Origin of the sequence: Streptomyces formicae (assembly GCF_002556545.1) — a bacterium.
In the GTDB taxonomy this organism is placed as follows: domain Bacteria; phylum Actinomycetota; class Actinomycetes; order Streptomycetales; family Streptomycetaceae; genus Streptomyces; species Streptomyces formicae_A.
Genome location: NZ_CP022685.1, coordinates 3,598,391 through 3,613,665, shown reverse-complemented (window position 1 = coordinate 3,613,665; position 15,275 = coordinate 3,598,391). Strand labels below are relative to the sequence as shown.

General features: G+C 70.0%; 16 protein-coding genes. 8 read left to right on the top strand and 8 right to left on the bottom strand.

Features of this window, described 5'->3' with window-relative positions; translation table 11 throughout:
• Positions 1–131 precede the first annotated feature (131 nt).
• From KY5_RS15550 to KY5_RS15540, 3 genes are all read left to right on the top strand, one after another.
• Positions 132–1,931: a DEAD/DEAH box helicase gene (locus tag KY5_RS15550; protein ID WP_098242813.1), complete on the top strand. Its 1,800-nt coding sequence runs from the start codon at positions 132–134 to the stop codon at positions 1,929–1,931.
• A 329-nt stretch (positions 1,932–2,260) separates the two neighbouring features.
• The gene (locus KY5_RS15545; RefSeq protein ID WP_098242812.1) at positions 2,261–2,902 is read left to right on the top strand and encodes an IclR family transcriptional regulator; all 642 of its coding nucleotides are present in this window, start codon (positions 2,261–2,263) and stop codon (positions 2,900–2,902) included.
• A gap of 120 nt (positions 2,903–3,022) precedes the next feature.
• Positions 3,023–3,832, top strand: coding sequence for a S16 family serine protease (locus KY5_RS15540; RefSeq protein WP_098242811.1), 810 nt, complete (start codon positions 3,023–3,025; stop codon positions 3,830–3,832).
• A gap of 151 nt (positions 3,833–3,983) precedes the next feature.
• On the opposite strand, the gene KY5_RS15530 is transcribed toward KY5_RS15540, so the two are convergent.
• The 6 genes from KY5_RS15530 to KY5_RS15505 all read right to left on the bottom strand — a co-directional run bounded on the left by KY5_RS15530 (position 3,984) and on the right by KY5_RS15505 (position 9,037).
• Positions 3,984–4,589 carry an ArsR/SmtB family transcription factor gene (locus KY5_RS15530; protein ID WP_098242809.1) on the bottom strand — a complete coding sequence of 202 codons (606 nt, stop codon included), beginning with the start codon at positions 4,587–4,589 and terminating at the stop codon, positions 3,984–3,986.
• Between the two features lie 88 nt (positions 4,590–4,677).
• Positions 4,678–5,646 (bottom strand): glycine betaine ABC transporter substrate-binding protein, encoded by a 969-nt coding sequence (locus tag KY5_RS15525; protein ID WP_098242808.1) that lies wholly within the window; start codon positions 5,644–5,646, stop codon positions 4,678–4,680.
• Positions 5,643–6,554 (bottom strand): ABC transporter permease, encoded by a 912-nt coding sequence (locus tag KY5_RS15520; protein WP_098242807.1) that lies wholly within the window; start codon positions 6,552–6,554, stop codon positions 5,643–5,645. The genes KY5_RS15525 and KY5_RS15520 overlap by 4 nt, the downstream gene beginning before the upstream one ends.
• Positions 6,551–7,837, bottom strand: a complete 1,287-nt coding sequence (locus KY5_RS15515) for a betaine/proline/choline family ABC transporter ATP-binding protein (protein WP_098242806.1) — start codon at positions 7,835–7,837, stop codon at positions 6,551–6,553. Before KY5_RS15515 ends, KY5_RS15520 begins: the two co-directional genes overlap by 4 nt.
• Positions 7,830–8,477 carry an ABC transporter permease gene (locus KY5_RS15510; protein ID WP_098242805.1) on the bottom strand — a complete coding sequence of 216 codons (648 nt, stop codon included), beginning with the start codon at positions 8,475–8,477 and terminating at the stop codon, positions 7,830–7,832. The genes KY5_RS15515 and KY5_RS15510 overlap by 8 nt, the downstream gene beginning before the upstream one ends.
• Before the next feature lie 89 nt (positions 8,478–8,566).
• Entirely contained in the window at positions 8,567–9,037 is a 471-nt protein-coding gene (locus KY5_RS15505; RefSeq protein WP_055549677.1) for an Lrp/AsnC family transcriptional regulator, read from the bottom strand.
• Between the two features lie 121 nt (positions 9,038–9,158).
• On the opposite strand from KY5_RS15505, the gene hppD reads away from it, so the two are divergent.
• The 4 genes from hppD (at position 9,159) to nthA (ending at position 11,570) form a co-directional block, all read left to right on the top strand.
• The gene (gene hppD, locus KY5_RS15500; protein WP_098242804.1) at positions 9,159–10,313 is read left to right on the top strand and encodes a 4-hydroxyphenylpyruvate dioxygenase; all 1,155 of its coding nucleotides are present in this window, start codon (positions 9,159–9,161) and stop codon (positions 10,311–10,313) included.
• A 111-nt stretch (positions 10,314–10,424) separates the two neighbouring features.
• Positions 10,425–10,706 carry an SH3-like domain-containing protein gene (locus tag KY5_RS43070; RefSeq protein WP_098242803.1) on the top strand — a complete coding sequence of 94 codons (282 nt, stop codon included), beginning with the start codon at positions 10,425–10,427 and terminating at the stop codon, positions 10,704–10,706.
• Positions 10,699–10,986 (top strand): SH3-like domain-containing protein, encoded by a 288-nt coding sequence (locus tag KY5_RS43065; RefSeq protein WP_324962339.1) that lies wholly within the window; start codon positions 10,699–10,701, stop codon positions 10,984–10,986. Before KY5_RS43070 ends, KY5_RS43065 begins: the two co-directional genes overlap by 8 nt.
• Entirely contained in the window at positions 10,983–11,570 is a 588-nt protein-coding gene (gene nthA, locus KY5_RS15485; protein WP_098242801.1) for a nitrile hydratase subunit alpha, read from the top strand. The genes KY5_RS43065 and nthA overlap by 4 nt, the downstream gene beginning before the upstream one ends.
• Here the strand turns inward: nthA and KY5_RS15480 are convergent.
• On the bottom strand, positions 11,533–13,014 hold the full coding sequence (locus tag KY5_RS15480) for a tetratricopeptide repeat protein (protein WP_234362739.1): 1,482 nt from the start codon (positions 13,012–13,014) through the stop codon (positions 11,533–11,535). The genes nthA and KY5_RS15480 overlap by 38 nt on opposite strands.
• A gap of 108 nt (positions 13,015–13,122) precedes the next feature.
• Here KY5_RS15480 and KY5_RS15475 point away from each other — a divergent pair, with 108 nt between their 5' ends.
• Entirely contained in the window at positions 13,123–14,493 is a 1,371-nt protein-coding gene (locus KY5_RS15475) for an FAD-binding oxidoreductase (protein ID WP_098247274.1), read from the top strand.
• 49 nt (positions 14,494–14,542) lie between these two features.
• Here KY5_RS15475 and KY5_RS15470 read toward each other — a convergent pair whose 3' ends face one another.
• A complete protein-coding gene (locus tag KY5_RS15470; protein WP_098242800.1) occupies positions 14,543–15,028 on the bottom strand; it encodes an SsgA family sporulation/cell division regulator in 486 nt (161 codons plus the stop codon).
• Positions 15,029–15,275: the final 247 nt, after the last annotated feature.

The following is a 15,275-nucleotide window of genomic DNA, read 5'->3' as shown; positions in this document are numbered from 1 at the left end:
CCTCGCAGGTGAGCGTGTGACACCCGTCGCACCCGCCCCGGCACCCGCCCCGATCTCACGGGTACGTCAACACATCACCGGTAAGGTGGCCCGGTTGTCATACGTGCCGCCGACCTGCGAACCCGGAGACCGTGACTACCACCAGCACCGCCGCCAACTCCTCCCACCACCTCTCGCCCGCCTTCCCGGGGCGCGCTCCCTGGGGCACAGCGAACAAGCTGCGTGCCTGGCAGCAGGGCGCGATGGAGCGGTACCTCCAGGAGCAGCCGAGAGACTTCCTCGCCGTCGCCACCCCCGGCGCCGGCAAGACGACGTTCGCGCTCACGCTCGCCTCCTGGCTGCTGCACCACCACGTCGTGCAGCAGGTCACCGTGGTCGCGCCGACCGAGCACCTGAAGAAGCAGTGGGCCGAGGCGGCCGCCCGTATAGGCATCAAGCTGGACCCGGAGTACAGCGCGGGCCCGCTCAGCAAGGAGTACCAGGGCGTCGCCGTGACGTACGCCGGTGTCGGCGTGCGCCCGATGCTGCACCGCAACCGCTCCGAGCAGCGCAAGACCCTCGTCATCCTCGACGAGATCCACCACGCGGGCGACAGCAAGTCCTGGGGCGAGGCGTGCCTGGAGGCGTTCGAGCCCGCCACCCGGCGCCTCGCGCTGACCGGTACGCCGTTCAGGTCCGACACGAACCCGATCCCCTTCGTCCAGTACGAAGAGGGCAACGACGGCATCCGGCGCTCCTCGGCCGACTACACCTACGGCTACGGCAGCGCGCTCGGCGACGGCGTCGTGCGGCCCGTCATCTTCCTCTCCTACTCCGGCAACATGCGCTGGCGTACGAAGGCGGGGGACGAGATCGCGGCGCGGCTCGGCGAGCCCATGACCAAGGACGCGGTCAGCCAGGCGTGGCGCACCGCCCTGGACGCGCGCGGCGAGTGGATGCCGAACGTCCTCAAGGCCGCCGACAAGCGGCTCACCGAGGTCAGGAAGGCCATCCCGGACGCGGGCGGCCTCGTCATCGCCTCCGACCAGGACTCCGCGCGCGCCTACGCCAAGCTGATCCGCGAGATCACCGGGACCAAGGCGACCGTCGTCCTCTCCGACGACACCGGCGCCTCGAAGCGCATCGACGACTTCGCCGAGGGCACCGACCGGTGGATGGTCGCGGTCCGCATGGTGTCCGAGGGCGTCGACGTGCCGCGCCTGGCGGTCGGCGTGTACGCCACCACCATCTCCACGCCCCTCTTCTTCGCGCAGGCCGTCGGCCGTTTCGTACGGTCCAGGCGGCGCGGCGAGACCGCGTCCGTCTTCCTGCCCACCGTGCCCGACCTGCTCGGCTTCGCCAACGAGATGGAGGTCGAGCGCGACCACGTGCTCGACAAGCCGAAGAAGGACGGCGAGGAGGACCCCTACGCCGAGTCCGAGGCCGAGATGGACGAGGCGAACAAGCAGGAGGACGAGGACACCGGCGAGCAGGAACAGTTCTCCTTCGAGGCCCTCGAGTCCGAGGCCGTCTTCGACCGCGTCCTCTTCGACGGCGCCGAGTTCGGCATGCAGGCGCACCCGGGCAGCGAGGAGGAGCAGGACTACCTCGGCATCCCCGGGCTCCTCGAACCCGACCAGGTGCAGATGCTGCTCCAGAAGCGGCAGGCCCGGCAGATCGCGCACAGCAAGAAGAAGCCGGACGAGGAGGCCGACCTCCTCGAACTGCCCGCCGAGCGGCGCCCCGTGGTCTCCCACAAGGAACTCCTCGGGCTCAGGAAGCAGCTCAACACGATGGTCGGCGCGTACGTCCACCAGAGCGGCAAGCCGCACGGCGTGATCCACACCGAGCTGCGCCGCACCTGCGGCGGGCCGCCGAGCGCGGAGGCGACGGCGGGGCAGCTGCGGCAGCGCATCGAGAAGGTCCAGGAGTGGGCCACCCGCATGAAGTGACCCCTTCCGGCCCGGGCGGGGCGGGGAGCGGGGTGTTCCGACTGCGGAGGGCTTGTGCGGAGGTCGTGCAAGCCCTCCGTGCCGTGTGCCCCGCGTAACGGGGCAAGTGGGGGCGCTAGGGGCGCCGCGGTGCCCGGATTCTGGACGAAGTCTTCCGCTCAGCGGGACGGCCTCGCTAATGTCCCCGCAAAGCACACGCCCCGTGGCAGCGCCGCCGCGGAGCGCAGCCGGTGTTCCGACCGGCGGCCTCTGACGCGCGTCGCCCACGGGACCGGCGACGCAACCGCCGCGTAGGGGGGCCGCCGACCCTCACCTAAGGAGTGGGCGTCGTGACCGCGGAGACTTCCCAGACGCTCGACAGAGGACTGCGCGTCCTCAAGCTGCTGGCCGACACCGACCATGGCCTGACGGTCACCGAGCTGTCCAACAAGCTCGGCGTGAACCGCACCGTGGTCTACCGCCTGCTCGCCACGCTGGAACAGCACGCCCTCGTCCGCAGGGACCTGGGCGGCCGCGCCCGCGTCGGCCTCGGCGTGCTGCGCCTGGGCCGCCAGGTGCACCCGCTGGTGCGGGAGGCCGCGCTGCCCGCGCTGCGCTCGCTCGCCGAGGACATAGGGGCCACGGCGCACCTGACGCTGGTGGACGGGACGGAGGCGCTCGCGGTCGCCGTCGTGGAGCCGACGTGGACGGACTACCACGTGGCCTACCGGACCGGCTTCCGTCACCCCCTGGACCGGGGCGCCGCGGGCCGCGCGATCCTCGCCGCCCGCCAGGGCCTGGTCACCGACCCCGGCTACGAGCTCACCCACGGGGAGCTCGAGGCGGGCGCGAGCGGGGCCGCGGCGGCGTTGGTGGGGGTGACGGGGATAGAGGGCAGCGTGGGGGTGGTCATGCTGTCGGACTCGGTTCCGGAGCGGGTGGGGCCGCGGGTGGTCGACGCGGCGCGCGAGGTCGCTGACGCGTTGCGCTGAGGAATAGCTGAGGAATAGCCGAGGAATATCAGCCCGTCCGGCGATTGAGGACGAGCCCGGCGCAGCCGGCGACGGGCAGCACCCCGGAGCCGACCGGCCGGAGCACGTTAGATTGGCACCGTGCTCTCCTCCCTCTCTCGTCTCACGCGTCCCCAGGCCATCGCCCTCTGCGCACTCCCCGTCGTCGCGCTGCTCGCCGTCGCCGGGTTCGCGCCGTTGCCGTTCGCCGTGGCGCAGCCCGGTGGGACGGCGGACGTGCTCGGGAAGTACGAGGGGAAGCCGGTCCTCAAGATCACCGGCGCGCCCACCCGGGAGACGAAGGGCGAGCTGCGGATGACGACCATCGTGGCCACGGGGCCGCAGATGGACGTCCGCCTCGGCGACGTGCTCGACGGCTGGTTCCGCACCGACCGGGCGGTGATGCCCAAGGAGGCCGTCTACCCGGTCGGCGACAACGAGAAGGAAGTCGAGAAGCACAACCTCGGTGACATGAAGGAGTCGCAGGACGACGCCACGAAGGCGGCCCTGGCGTATCTGAAGGCGAACGGCATGGACGGCACCGAGAAGGTGAAGGTCGACGCCGACCTCGGTAAGATCGGCGGGCCCAGCGCGGGCCTGTTCCTCTCGCTCGGCATCATCGACAAGCTGGACGGCGACGGCAGCGGCGGCGACCTCACGGGCGGCCGCAGCATCGCGGGCACCGGCACGATCAAGGCCGACGGCAAGGTCGGCCCGGTCGGCGGCGTCTCCATGAAGACGCAGGGCGCGTGGCGCGACGGCGCGAAGGTGTTCCTGGTCCCGAAGGCGGAGTGCGGGGACGCTCAGGCGGAGCTGCCGAAGGGGATGAAGCTCATCCCGATCACTACGCTGTCGGGCACGGTCGACGCGTTGCGGGCCCTGGAGAAGGGCGAGAAGGTCCCGAGCTGCTGATCAGCCGGAGGCCCAACTCGACCATGGTCCAGCCCAGTTGAGCGCGGAGCACGGCGTGGCGCTGGGGGCGGGGAGGTGCCGTGCGGTGTAATTCCTCGGCGCGCTCGCGGTGCAGCATCAGGTGGATGTCGGCGTGCATGACGTGCCCCTCTCAGTCGTTGTCGGCCAGTGGCCTGGCGGGGAAGATGTGGGAGTGCACGCGCACCTGGGCGGCGTCCGGTGCGCCCTCCTCGGGCGCCAAGTCGCGGTAGCTCTCCATGAGTTCACTCACCTTGTGGCTCAGCTCGCGGACCTGCGCGGGCGTCAGGCGCAGGGTGAAGTCGCTGGTGTCCGCCGCTTCGTCCCACTCCTGTGACCACTCGTGCCGCGTGGCGATCCAGGTGTTCACCTCCTGCGCGCGCTGCGCGGCGTACTCGTACAGGAGCGTGCTGAGCGCGCCCTGCACCTCGGGGTCGCGGTCGCGGATGAGGTCCTCGTCGGTGCGCGTGCCCTGGTGGGCGGAGCGCCACCACCGCTCCCTTCCCTTGCCGCGCTCCGGGTCGTCCTCGACGAATCCGTACTCCGCGAGCTGGCGCAGGTGGTAGCTGGTCGCACCGCTCGACTCGCCCAGCCGGGCGGCGAGTTGGGACGCCGTCGCCGGTCCGTCGAGGCGCAGGGAGCTGAGCAGGCGCATGCGCAGCGGGTGCGCGAGGCCGCGCAGTGAACGTGGGTTGAGGTGGTGGACGTTGCGGGTCGGCGGCTGCGGGTCTTCCGTCATGCCCAGCAGCGTAGAGTTGCAAAGACTCCGTTGCAACAGTTTTTGCAACGGAGTCTTTGCAACTCGCCACACGCCGCGCAGCGTTGGCTCACTCCTTGACGAAGCCCTCCTTGATCAGCCAGTCCTTCGCCACCTCATGAGGGTCCTGACCCTCCACGTCCACCTTGGAGTTGAGGTCCCGCGCCACCGTGTTGTTCAGCTTCGCGGTGATCGGCGCGAGCACCTCCGCCATCTCCGGGTACTTCTTGAGGGCCTTGCTGTTCATCTCGGGGGCCGCGTTGTAGTTGGGGAAGAAGTGCTTGTCGTCCGCCATCACCGACAGGTCCATCGCCTTGATGCGGCCGTCCGTGGTGAAGACCTCGCCGAACGTGCACGATCCCTTGGAGACCTGCGTGTAGATGATCCCGGTGTCCATCTTGGTGATGCTGGAGCTGGGGATCTTCATCCCGTACGCCTTCTGCATGCCCGGAAGACCGTCCTCGCGCGAGGAGAACTCGCTCTCCACGCAGAGCGTGACCGCCTTCGGGTCCGACTTGGAGAGGGCCGCCACGTCGGAGAGCGTCTTCGGCTTGTACTTGGCCTCGTTCTTCTTGTTGATGGCCAGCGCGTAGGTGTTGTTGAGCGTGGCGGGCGGCAGCCACGTGATGCCGTTCTTCAGGTCGGCGTCCCGCACCGCCTGCCACTGCTTCTGCGGGTCGGTGATCGGCTTGGAGTTGCCCTGGTAGGTGATCCACGCGGTGCCCGTGTACTCGTACATGGCGTCCGCGTCACCGCCCTTGACCGCCTCGCGCGCGCCGATCGAGCCCTGGATCCCGGTGCGGTCCAGCACGTCCGCGCCCGCCGCCTCGAACGCGATGCCCATGATCGCGCCGAGGATCAGCTGCTCGGTGAACTCCTTGGAGGTGACGGTGAGGTCCGCGCCCTTCAGCGGCAGGCCCTTGCCGATCGAGCCCGGCTTGACGTCGTCGACCATCGGGCTGCCGCTGGTGAGCCCGCACCCGGCGAGCAGCGCCCCGGCCACCGTCGCGATGACCCCCGTACGCAGCGAGATCCTCATGACCGCACCTCCAACCCGCGCGGACGCAGGAACAGTTCGGCCAGGGACGCCAGCCAGTCCACGAGCAGCGCGAGCGCGATCGTCAGGATCGAGCCGAGCATCAGGACCGGCATGCGCTGATTGGTCATACCCGTCGTGATCAGGTCGCCCAGGCCGCCGCCACCGCCGAAGGTGGCGAGCGTCGCGGTGCCCACGTTCAGGACGAGCGCCGTCCGCACGCCCGCGAGGATCAGCGGTACGGCGAGCGGGAGTTCGACCTTGCCGAGCACCCCGAGCTGCGACATCCCGATGCCGCGCGCCGCTTCGAGGAGCGTCGGGTCGTTCGCCTTGAGGCCCGCGATCGTATTGGAGAGCACCGGCAGTACGGCGTAGATGATGATGCCGATCAGGGCGGCCTTCTCGCCGATGCCGAGCCAGATCACCAGGAGCGCCAGGAGGCCGATCGCCGGGGTCGCCTGCCCGATGTTGGCGAGCGCCATCGCGGCGGGGGCCGCCTTGCGCAGCTTCCTGCGGGTGAGCAGGATCCCCAGCGGGATCGCGATGATCAGTACGAAGAAGGTCGAGATGGCCGTGAGCTCGATGTGCTGGCGGAGCCTGAGCCACACGTTGCCGTCCGCGAGCGCGTTCTTCGAGATCGAGTCCAGGTCCGCCTGCCGGAACCACCACCAGGTGCACAGCAGGATCACGGCGAGGACCGCGGGCAGGAAGACGAGCTTCTGCCAGCTGACCCGCGGCGGCTGCTTCTCGGGCGCCACGGGCGGCGGCGCCTCCTGCTCGCCCTCGCCGATGTCCCGGAAGGCCAGGCCCTTGACCTCGTGCTCGCCCACGGGGCGGCTCTGCGAGACGTCCTTGGGGGAGGGTTTGCGGTCGGGGATCCGGGGTGTGTTCCCCGGCGGCGGGGGCGTCATGCCTTGCCCTCCCCGCCGTCACCCTCCTGGGCCAGATGCGTCAACTGGGCCCGCTGTTCCTCCAGTTCGTGCTGGTGCTCCACGGCTTCGAGCCGGTCGGCCTCCAGCATCTCGTGCACGGAGTTCATCAGCGTCTCCATGTCGACCACGCCCGTGTACTCGCCGCGCCGCCCGGTCACCGCGACCCGGCCCGCGTTGTCCGTGAGCACTGCCTCCAGGGCGTCGCGCAGGGTGGCGTCGCGGGTCACCGTGTCGTGCACGAGGGTGCCCGCGCGCGCGAGCGAGCCCTTGGCGCGCATCAGGTCGCCGCGCCGCAGCCACTTGTAGGGGCGGCCGCGCTTGTCGAGCAGGAGCAGTTCGTTGGTGCCGCCCGCGCGCAGCTTGTTGAAGATGTCCTGGAGCGGGTCGTCGATCGTCACCGTGGGCACGTCGGCGATCTCCACATCGCGTACGCGCGTGAGGTTGAGCCGCTTCAGGGCCGCGCCCGCGCCCACGAAACCGGAGACGAAGTCGTCGGCGGGGTTGGTGAGGATCGCCTCGGGGGTGTCGAACTGCGCGATGTGCGAGCGCTCGCGCAGCACCGCGATGCGGTCGCCGAGCTTGATGGCCTCGTCGAAGTCGTGCGTGACGAAGACGATGGTCTTGTGCAGCTCGTGCTGGAGCCGGATCAGCTCGTCCTGGAGGTGGTCACGGGTGATGGGGTCGACGGCGCCGAACGGCTCGTCCATCAGGAGTACGGGCGGGTCTGCCGCCAACGCCCGCGCCACGCCCACGCGTTGCTGCTGTCCGCCGGAGAGCTGACGCGGATAGCGGCCGTGGAACTCGCCCGGGTCGAGCCCGACGAGGTCGAGCATCTCCTCGACCCGCGACTTGATCTTCGACTTGCTCCAGCCCACCATCTTCGGCACGAGGGCGATGTTCTGGGCGACCGTCATGTGCGGGAAGAGCCCGGAGGACTGGATCGCGTAGCCCACCTTGCGGCGCAGCTTCACCGGGTCGATGTCGGTGACGTCCTCGCCGTCGATGCGGATGCGGCCGCTGGTCGGCTCGATCAGGCGGTTGATCATCTTCAGCGTCGTCGACTTGCCGCAGCCCGAGGGGCCGACGAAGATGACGATCTCGCCCGCCTTGATCTCCATGTTGACGCTGTCCACGGCCGGTTCGGCGCTGCCCGGGTAGCGCTTGGTGAGGTTCTCCAGCTCGATGGTCGCGCCCGACGTCCCCGAGCTGGTGGAGGCGTCCGCCGCCTCGTCCCGCGCGGTCTCGGTGGTGGTCTCAGACACGGATACCCCTCGAAATCGTGAGCCTGCCGATCAGGACGTACGCGGCGTCGAAGAGCAGCGCGAGGATGATGATCCCGAGCGTGCCCGCGAGCACCTGGTTGATCGCGTTCTTGGAGCCGAGCGAGCCGATGCCGCGGAAGATCTCGTTGCCGAGTCCGGGACCCGACGCGTACGCGGCGATGGCGGCGATGCCCATCAGCATCTGGGTGGAGACGCGGATGCCGGTCAGGATCGGCGGCCAGGCGATCGGCAGCTCCACCTTGAAGAGCCGGGCGATCCTGGACATCCCGATGCCCTTCGCCGCGTCGACGAGCGAGGGGTCGACGCCGCGCAGGCCCACGATGGCGTTGCGCACGATCGGCAGCAGCCCGTACAGGGTGAGCGCGATGACCGTCGGCGCCACACCGAGCCCCACGACCGGGATCAGCAGGCCGATCATGGCGAGCGAGGGGATGGTCAAGATGGTGGAGGTCGCGGTGGTGGCCACGTTGCCCGCCCACTCGCTGCGATAGGTGAAGACGCCGATCAGCACGCCGATCACGGTCGCCACGACCATGCACTGGAAGACGGCGCTGGCGTGCTGAAACGCATCCGTCAGCAACTGCTGGTGACGGTTGCCGAGGTAGTCCCAGAAATTCACTGAAGTGCTCACCTCGTTCTGCCGAAGGGGACTCACGGACTGATGACCCCGACCCGCGGGTCTGCGGCGCAGACGCACGGGTCCGTGACTCACGGGTCTTCGGACGCCTGTTCCACCAGCGGAATGATCCGCAGCGGAACGGGATTTTCCATGACGATCGCCGTGGAGGCCCGGACGATGCCATCAAAGCCCACGACCCGGTCGATCACACGTTGGAGATCGGCGTTGGACCGGGCCACGAGACGGCAGAGCATGTCGCCGTGTCCCGTGGTGGTGTGCAGCTCAAGGACCTCGGCCACGCCCGCCAAATGGGCCCGTACGTCCGCGCCCTGGCCCTGTTTGATCTCCAGCGTCGCGAACGCCGTGACGGGGTAGCCCAGCGCGGCCGGATCGACCTCCGGGCCGAAGCCCCGGATGACTCCATTGGACTGAAGCCGGTCCATCCGCGCCTGCACCGTGCCGCGCGCCACGCCGAGCCGCCGGGACGCCTCAAGAACCCCGATACGCGGCTCCCGCGCCAGGAGCACGATGAGCCTGCCGTCCAAATGATCGATCGCCATGCCGCCTCCGGGATGGTCATGATGTACAGATAGCCCGGCCATACTGGTATGTCGCTATGCAGATTGACCACTGAAAACGCGAACTATTGCGCACCTTGTGGAACGGCGGGAGCCTCGGGCCATGGCAACTTCCGCGAACCCCACCCACCCCACCCCCGACACCGCGCGCGAGGCCGATCCCTTCCCGGTCAAGGGAATGGACGCGGTCGTCTTCGCCGTGGGCAACGCCAAGCAGGCGGCGCACTACTACTCCACCGCCTTCGGTATGAAGCTCGTGGCCTACTCCGGACCGGAGAACGGCAGCCGCGAGACCGCCAGCTACGTGCTCACGAACGGCGCCGCCCGCTTCGTCCTCACCTCCGTCATCAAGCCGTCCACCGACTGGGGACACTTCCTCTCCTCGCACGTGGCCGAGCACGGCGACGGCGTCGTCGACCTCGCCATCGAGGTGCCCGACGCGCGCGCCGCGTACGCCTACGCCGTCGAGCACGGCGCGCGCGGCATCACCGAGCCGTACGAGGTCAAGGACGAGAACGGCACCGTCGTGCTCGCCGCCATCGCCACCTACGGCAAGACCCGGCACACGCTGGTGGAGCGCGTCGACTACGACGGTCCATACCTGCCCGGATTCGGCCCCGCGAAGCCGATCGTCGAGCCCCCGGCCAAGCGCACCTTCCAGGCCATCGACCACTGCGTGGGCAACGTCGAGCTCGGCAAGATGAACGAGTGGGTCGGCTTCTACAACAAGGTCATGGGCTTCACGAACATGAAGGAGTTCGTGGGCGACGACATCGCGACCGAGTACAGCGCGCTGATGTCGAAGGTGGTGGCCGACGGGACGTTGAAGGTCAAGTTCCCGATCAACGAGCCGGCCATCGCCAAGAAGAAGTCGCAGATCGACGAGTACCTGGAGTTCTACGGCGGCGCCGGCGTCCAGCACATCGCGCTCGCCACGAACGACATCGTCGAGTCCGTCCGCACGATGCGCGCGGCGGGCGTGCAGTTCCTGGACACCCCGGACTCGTACTACGACACGCTCGGCGAGTGGGCCGGTGAGACCCGTGTGCCGGTCGAGACGCTGCGCGAGCTGAAAATCCTCGTCGACCGCGACGAGGACGGCTACCTGCTCCAGATCTTCACCAAGCCGGTGCAGGACCGGCCGACGGTCTTCTTCGAGATGATCGAGCGGCACGGGTCCATGGGATTCGGCAAGGGGAACTTCAAGGCGCTCTTCGAGGCGATCGAGCGTGAGCAGGAGAAGCGGGGCAATCTGTAACGGCGGGCTCTTGGCGGGGCTCGTCGCGGGCTGCGCCCAGCTCGTCCTCAATCGCCGGACAGGCTTGATCTGTCCGGCGATTGTGCGTTCCGTTGCGGCTAGGGTGCGGGCATGGCCAGGATCAACGACGTCGGTGGCATGCAGGGCTTCGGGGCGCTCGACACCAGCGACGACACCGAGCCCTTCCACGCCGACTGGGAAGCGCGCGTGTTCGCCCTGAACAGCGCACTCGTACGGGAAGGCGTCTACAACCTCGACGAGTTCAGGGACGCCGTCGAGACGATGGAGCCCTCCGCGTATCTGGCGGCCTCGTACTACGAGCGCTGGTTCCACGCGATCCGCACGCTCCTGGACCGCAAGGGCGTCGTCGCCATGGCGGAACTCGATGACTGACCGCTTCAGGCCCGGCGCCCGCGTGCGCACCGCGCGCCACGACCCGCCCCACCACACCCGCCTGCCGCGCTACGCCCGCGGCAAGCACGGCGTGGTCGTCGAGCCCGAGGGCCGCCATCCGCTGGCCGACGTCCGCTCGCAGGGCAGGGACGACGCGCCCGTCGAGCAGGTCTACGCCGTGCGGTTCGCGGCGCGCGAGCTGTGGGGCGAGGGCGATCACCACGTCGTACTCGACCTGTGGGAGAGCTACTTGGAGAACCCGGAGGACGGGACGTCATGAGCGGTACGCACGCGGACGCGCTGATCTCACGCCAAGTACGGCGCCTGGAAACCCTGTTGGAGGACCGGGCCGTCGTCGTCGGCGCCGCGCTCGACGAGATGCTCGACGCCTTCCTGAGCGGCGCTACCCCGCTCAACGGTGCCCGGGTCGTCGCGCGGGCCTGGACCGACCCCGCCTACAAGGAGCGGCTGCTCGCCGACGGGACCGCCGCGGTGGCCGAACTCGGCTACGCGGCAGGGGGAGTCCAGCCCCAGCGGCTGCGGGTCGTCGAGAACACGGAGGACACCCACAACGTCGTGGTCTGCACCCTGTGCTCCTGCTACCCGGTGCGGCTGCTCGGGCCCTCGCCGAGTTGGTACAAGAGCGAGGCGTACCGGTCCCGGGTGGTGCGGGAGCCTCTTGAGGTTCTCCGGGAGTTCGGGGTCGAGTTGCCGTCCACGGTGGCTGTCACCGTCTGGGACTCCAGTGCGGAGACGCGGTATCTGGTGCTGCCTCGACGGCCTGCTGGCACGGGGGCTCTCGCCGAGGAGGAACTGGCCGGTCTTGTCACCCGGAACGGGTTGATCGGGACCTCGGTTCTCTGAGTGCGTTGGCTGCGGGCCGTTGTGGCTTGTCGCGCAGTTCCCCGCGCCCCTTAAGGGGCGCCACTGGTGGAGCCGGGGCGTACATCTCCTCCGGGCCGCCCTCCGGGGGGTCGCCCAGGGCCGTCAGGGCCTCCTGTGCCGCGGGGGCGTAGAGCGGGGAGAAGAAGGGGTTGAGGCGCAGCGCCTCGCCGAGATGTCGTCGCGCCGCGCCGTACTCGCCGAGCTCCCGCTCGATCTGCCCCCGGTGGTAGGCGAACAGGGCGCTGCGCGGGCCCTTCTCCATCGCCTTCGTGACCAGCTTCAGGCCCGCCTCGCCGTCGCCGGAGCGGTGCAGTGCCCAGCCGAGCGCGTCGGCCGTCGCGGGGCTGCCGTGCCGCTTGTACTCGGCGGTGAGGCGCTCCACTGCCGCGTCCGCGTCCCCGTGGTCCGCCTCGAACAGACCGAGCACGCGCTCGTTGTTCACCCCGTCCGCGCTCTCCTGCCGCACCCGCGCCCGCAGCACGTCGTACTGCGCGCGTGCCGCCGGGGCCAGCTTCAGCGACTCGTACAACTCGCCCAGTTCCAAGGCGTATTCGGGCATCGGCTGCTTGGCGAGTGCCGAACGGTAGGCCTGTAGCGCGTCCGACGAGCGGCCGAGCGCGGCGAGGGCACGGCCCCGGCCCGCGAGGGAGGGGTGGTGCTCCGGGTCGGCCGCGAGCGCCGCGTCGTAGTAGCGCAGCGCCTCCGTCGGCTCGCCCCGCTCCCAGGCGAGCTCGGCGACGCGGTACAGGCACGCCGCCTTCTCCGCCGGGGCCTCGGCGAGCGCCGCCGCGTCGGCGAGCGCGGCGCCCGCGTCCTCGCGCCAGCCCCGGTCCCGGTAGACCTGCCCCGCCCGCGTCATGACCGAGGGGCCCGAACCCAGTTCCTGGAGGGACTCCAGCGCCCTGCCCACCGCCTTGGCGTCGCCGAGCCCGCTGTAGGCGTCGATCAGCGCCGGGTACGCCGTCCACCGCTTCGGCGCCTGCCGGACCGCCTGCTCGCCCCAGGTGCGGGCGGCACGGTAGTCGTGCCGGGCGTTGGCCAGCGTCGCGAGCCCCGTCAGGGCCTCGGCGTTGCCGCGCGGCCTGGCCTTGAGCGAGGCGCGCAGGGCGTGCTCGGCCTTCGGGTAGTACGCCACGTCGGCGGTCCGCACGCCCCGGGCGACGTACGCCGAGCCGAGCACCGCCCAGGACTGGTCGTCGCGGGGGTGGGCCCGCACCTGCGCCTCGCGCTCCCCGATGAGCGCCGTCAGATCGGGCAGGGCAGCGGGGACGCCCGCGCCCACGGCCACCATGGCGCGTCCGGCGGGCCCGAGCGCGGGCGGCGCCGACTTCCCGTCCGAGGAGGGCAGCAGCACCAGGACGCCGCCGAGCACGACGCTCCCCGCGACGGACGCGATCACCAGACGCTTCACCGAGGGCCTCATGACGATCACTGTGCGGCAGTGACGTCCATATGAAGAGCACATCCCGGCGGCACGGAACGGCGTCGCACACGGGTTCACACCGATGGCCCCGGGTGCGAGGCTGTGATCATGAGCCGCACACTCATCGAACTCCTCCACGAGGGCCTGCCCGCCGAGGCGGTCCTCACGGATCCCGACGTCACCGCCGCGTACTCCCACGACATGGCGAGCTTCTGCGAAGCGGGCGTCCCCGCCGCGGTCGTCCTGCCGCGCACCGTGGAACAGGTCCAGCACGTCATGCGCACCGCCACCGAACTGCGCGTCCCCGTCGTCCCGCAGGGCGCGCGCACCGGCCTGTCGGGCGCGGCCAACGCCAGCGAGGGCTGCGTCGTGCTCTCCCTGGTCAAGATGGACCGCATCCTGGAGATCAGCCCCGTCGACCGGATCGCGGTCGTCGAGCCGGGCGTCGTCAACGCCACGCTCTCCCGCGCGGTCGGCGAACACGGGCTCTACTACCCCCCGGACCCCTCCAGCTGGGAGACCTGCACCATCGGCGGCAACATCGGCACCGCATCGGGCGGGCTCTGCTGCGTGAAGTACGGAGTCACCGCGGAGTACGTCCTCGGGCTCGACGTCGTCCTCGCCGACGGCCGCTTGATGAGCACCGGACGCCGTACCGCCAAGGGCGTCGCGGGATACGACCTGACCCGGCTCTTCGTCGGCTCCGAGGGCAGCCTCGGCATCGTCGTCCGCGCCGTGCTCGCGCTCAAGCCGAAGCCGCCGCAACAGCTGGTCCTCGCCGCCGAGTTCGGCTCGTCGAAGGCCGCCTGCGACGCCGTGTGCAAGATCATGGAGGGCGGTCACGTCCCGTCGCTCCTGGAGCTGATGGACCGTACGACCGTGAAGGCCGTGAACGACCTGGCCCACATGGGCCTGCCCGAGACCACCGAGGCGCTGCTGCTCGCCGCCTTCGACACCCTGGACCCGGCCGCCGACCTCGCCGCCGTCGGCGCGCTCTGCGAGGCTGCGGGAGCCACCCAGGTGGTCCCTGCCGAGGACGTGGCGGAGTCGGAACTCCTGCTCCAGGCGCGGCGGTTGTCCCTCACGGCACTCGAAGCCGTCAAGGGCACCACGATGATCGACGACGTGTGCGTACCGCGCACCGCGCTCGCCGACATGCTCGACGGCGTCGAGCGCATCGGTGAGAAGTACGGCCTGACCATCGGGGTCTGCGCGCACGCGGGCGACGGCAACACGCATCCCACCGTCTGCTTCGACGCGGCAGACCCCGACGAGGCACGGCGTGCCCGCGAGTCCTTCGACGAGATCATGGCCCTCGGCCTGGAACTCGGCGGCACCATCACCGGCGAGCACGGTGTCGGGGTCCTCAAGAAGGAGTGGCTGGCACGCGAGATCGGCCCGGTGGGAGTGGAGATGCAGCAGGCCGTCAAGGCGGCCTTCGACCCGCACTCACTCCTCAACCCGGGCAAGCTCTTCTGACCCCGGGTCAGCTCTTGGCTCTCCGCGGTCGCCCCCGTGGCGGCGGAGCTCACTCACCGTCCTTGGACTCGTCCGAGGGCCAGGGGTCGCTCAGCCACAGCTCGTCGGCGTGGCCGCGGCCGGGTGTGGGTGCGAGCAGCTCGGCGAGGCCGTCGTCGATGCCGAGCTGCTCGGACTCAGAGCCCGGAGGAACCACCCGCAGCGTCCGCTCCAGCCAGGCGGACACGGCCGCGGCGGGGGCTTCCAGGAGGGCGTCGCCGTCCGGCGAGCTGAGCGCCATCAGGACGACGCTGCGCCCCTCCACCTTCGTGGGCCAGACGCGTACGTCACCGTGGCCGCAGGGCCTGAACACCCCCTCCACCAGGAGCTCGCGGGCGAACGTCCAGTTCACCGGGTGCTCCGAGCCGATGTGGAAGGCGATGTGGACGGCGTAGGGGTCGTCGGTGCGGTAGGTGAGGCGGGCCGGGACGGGGATGGCCCGTTCCGGCGAGAGGACCAGCTTGAGTTCGAGCTCGCGTTCCACCACAGAGTGCATGTCGTGTGCTTCCTTTCCTCGTGCGGGCCCTGGGAGCGGACCCGTACGAGTGGAGAGCGCGAGATCGCCGGAGCATTACGCGGGTTCCGGAAAATTTCTTCGCGGACTTTTCGAGGGGCACGACGAGGTGCGCGAAGAGGTGCCGGGCCGGGGGTGCGCGGCACGCGGGGGATGTGTGGGGAGCGTGCCCGGAAAGTGGTCCGTAGGGCGGGACCGGCCCAGTGGGACACCGGGGTCTGATAGATGT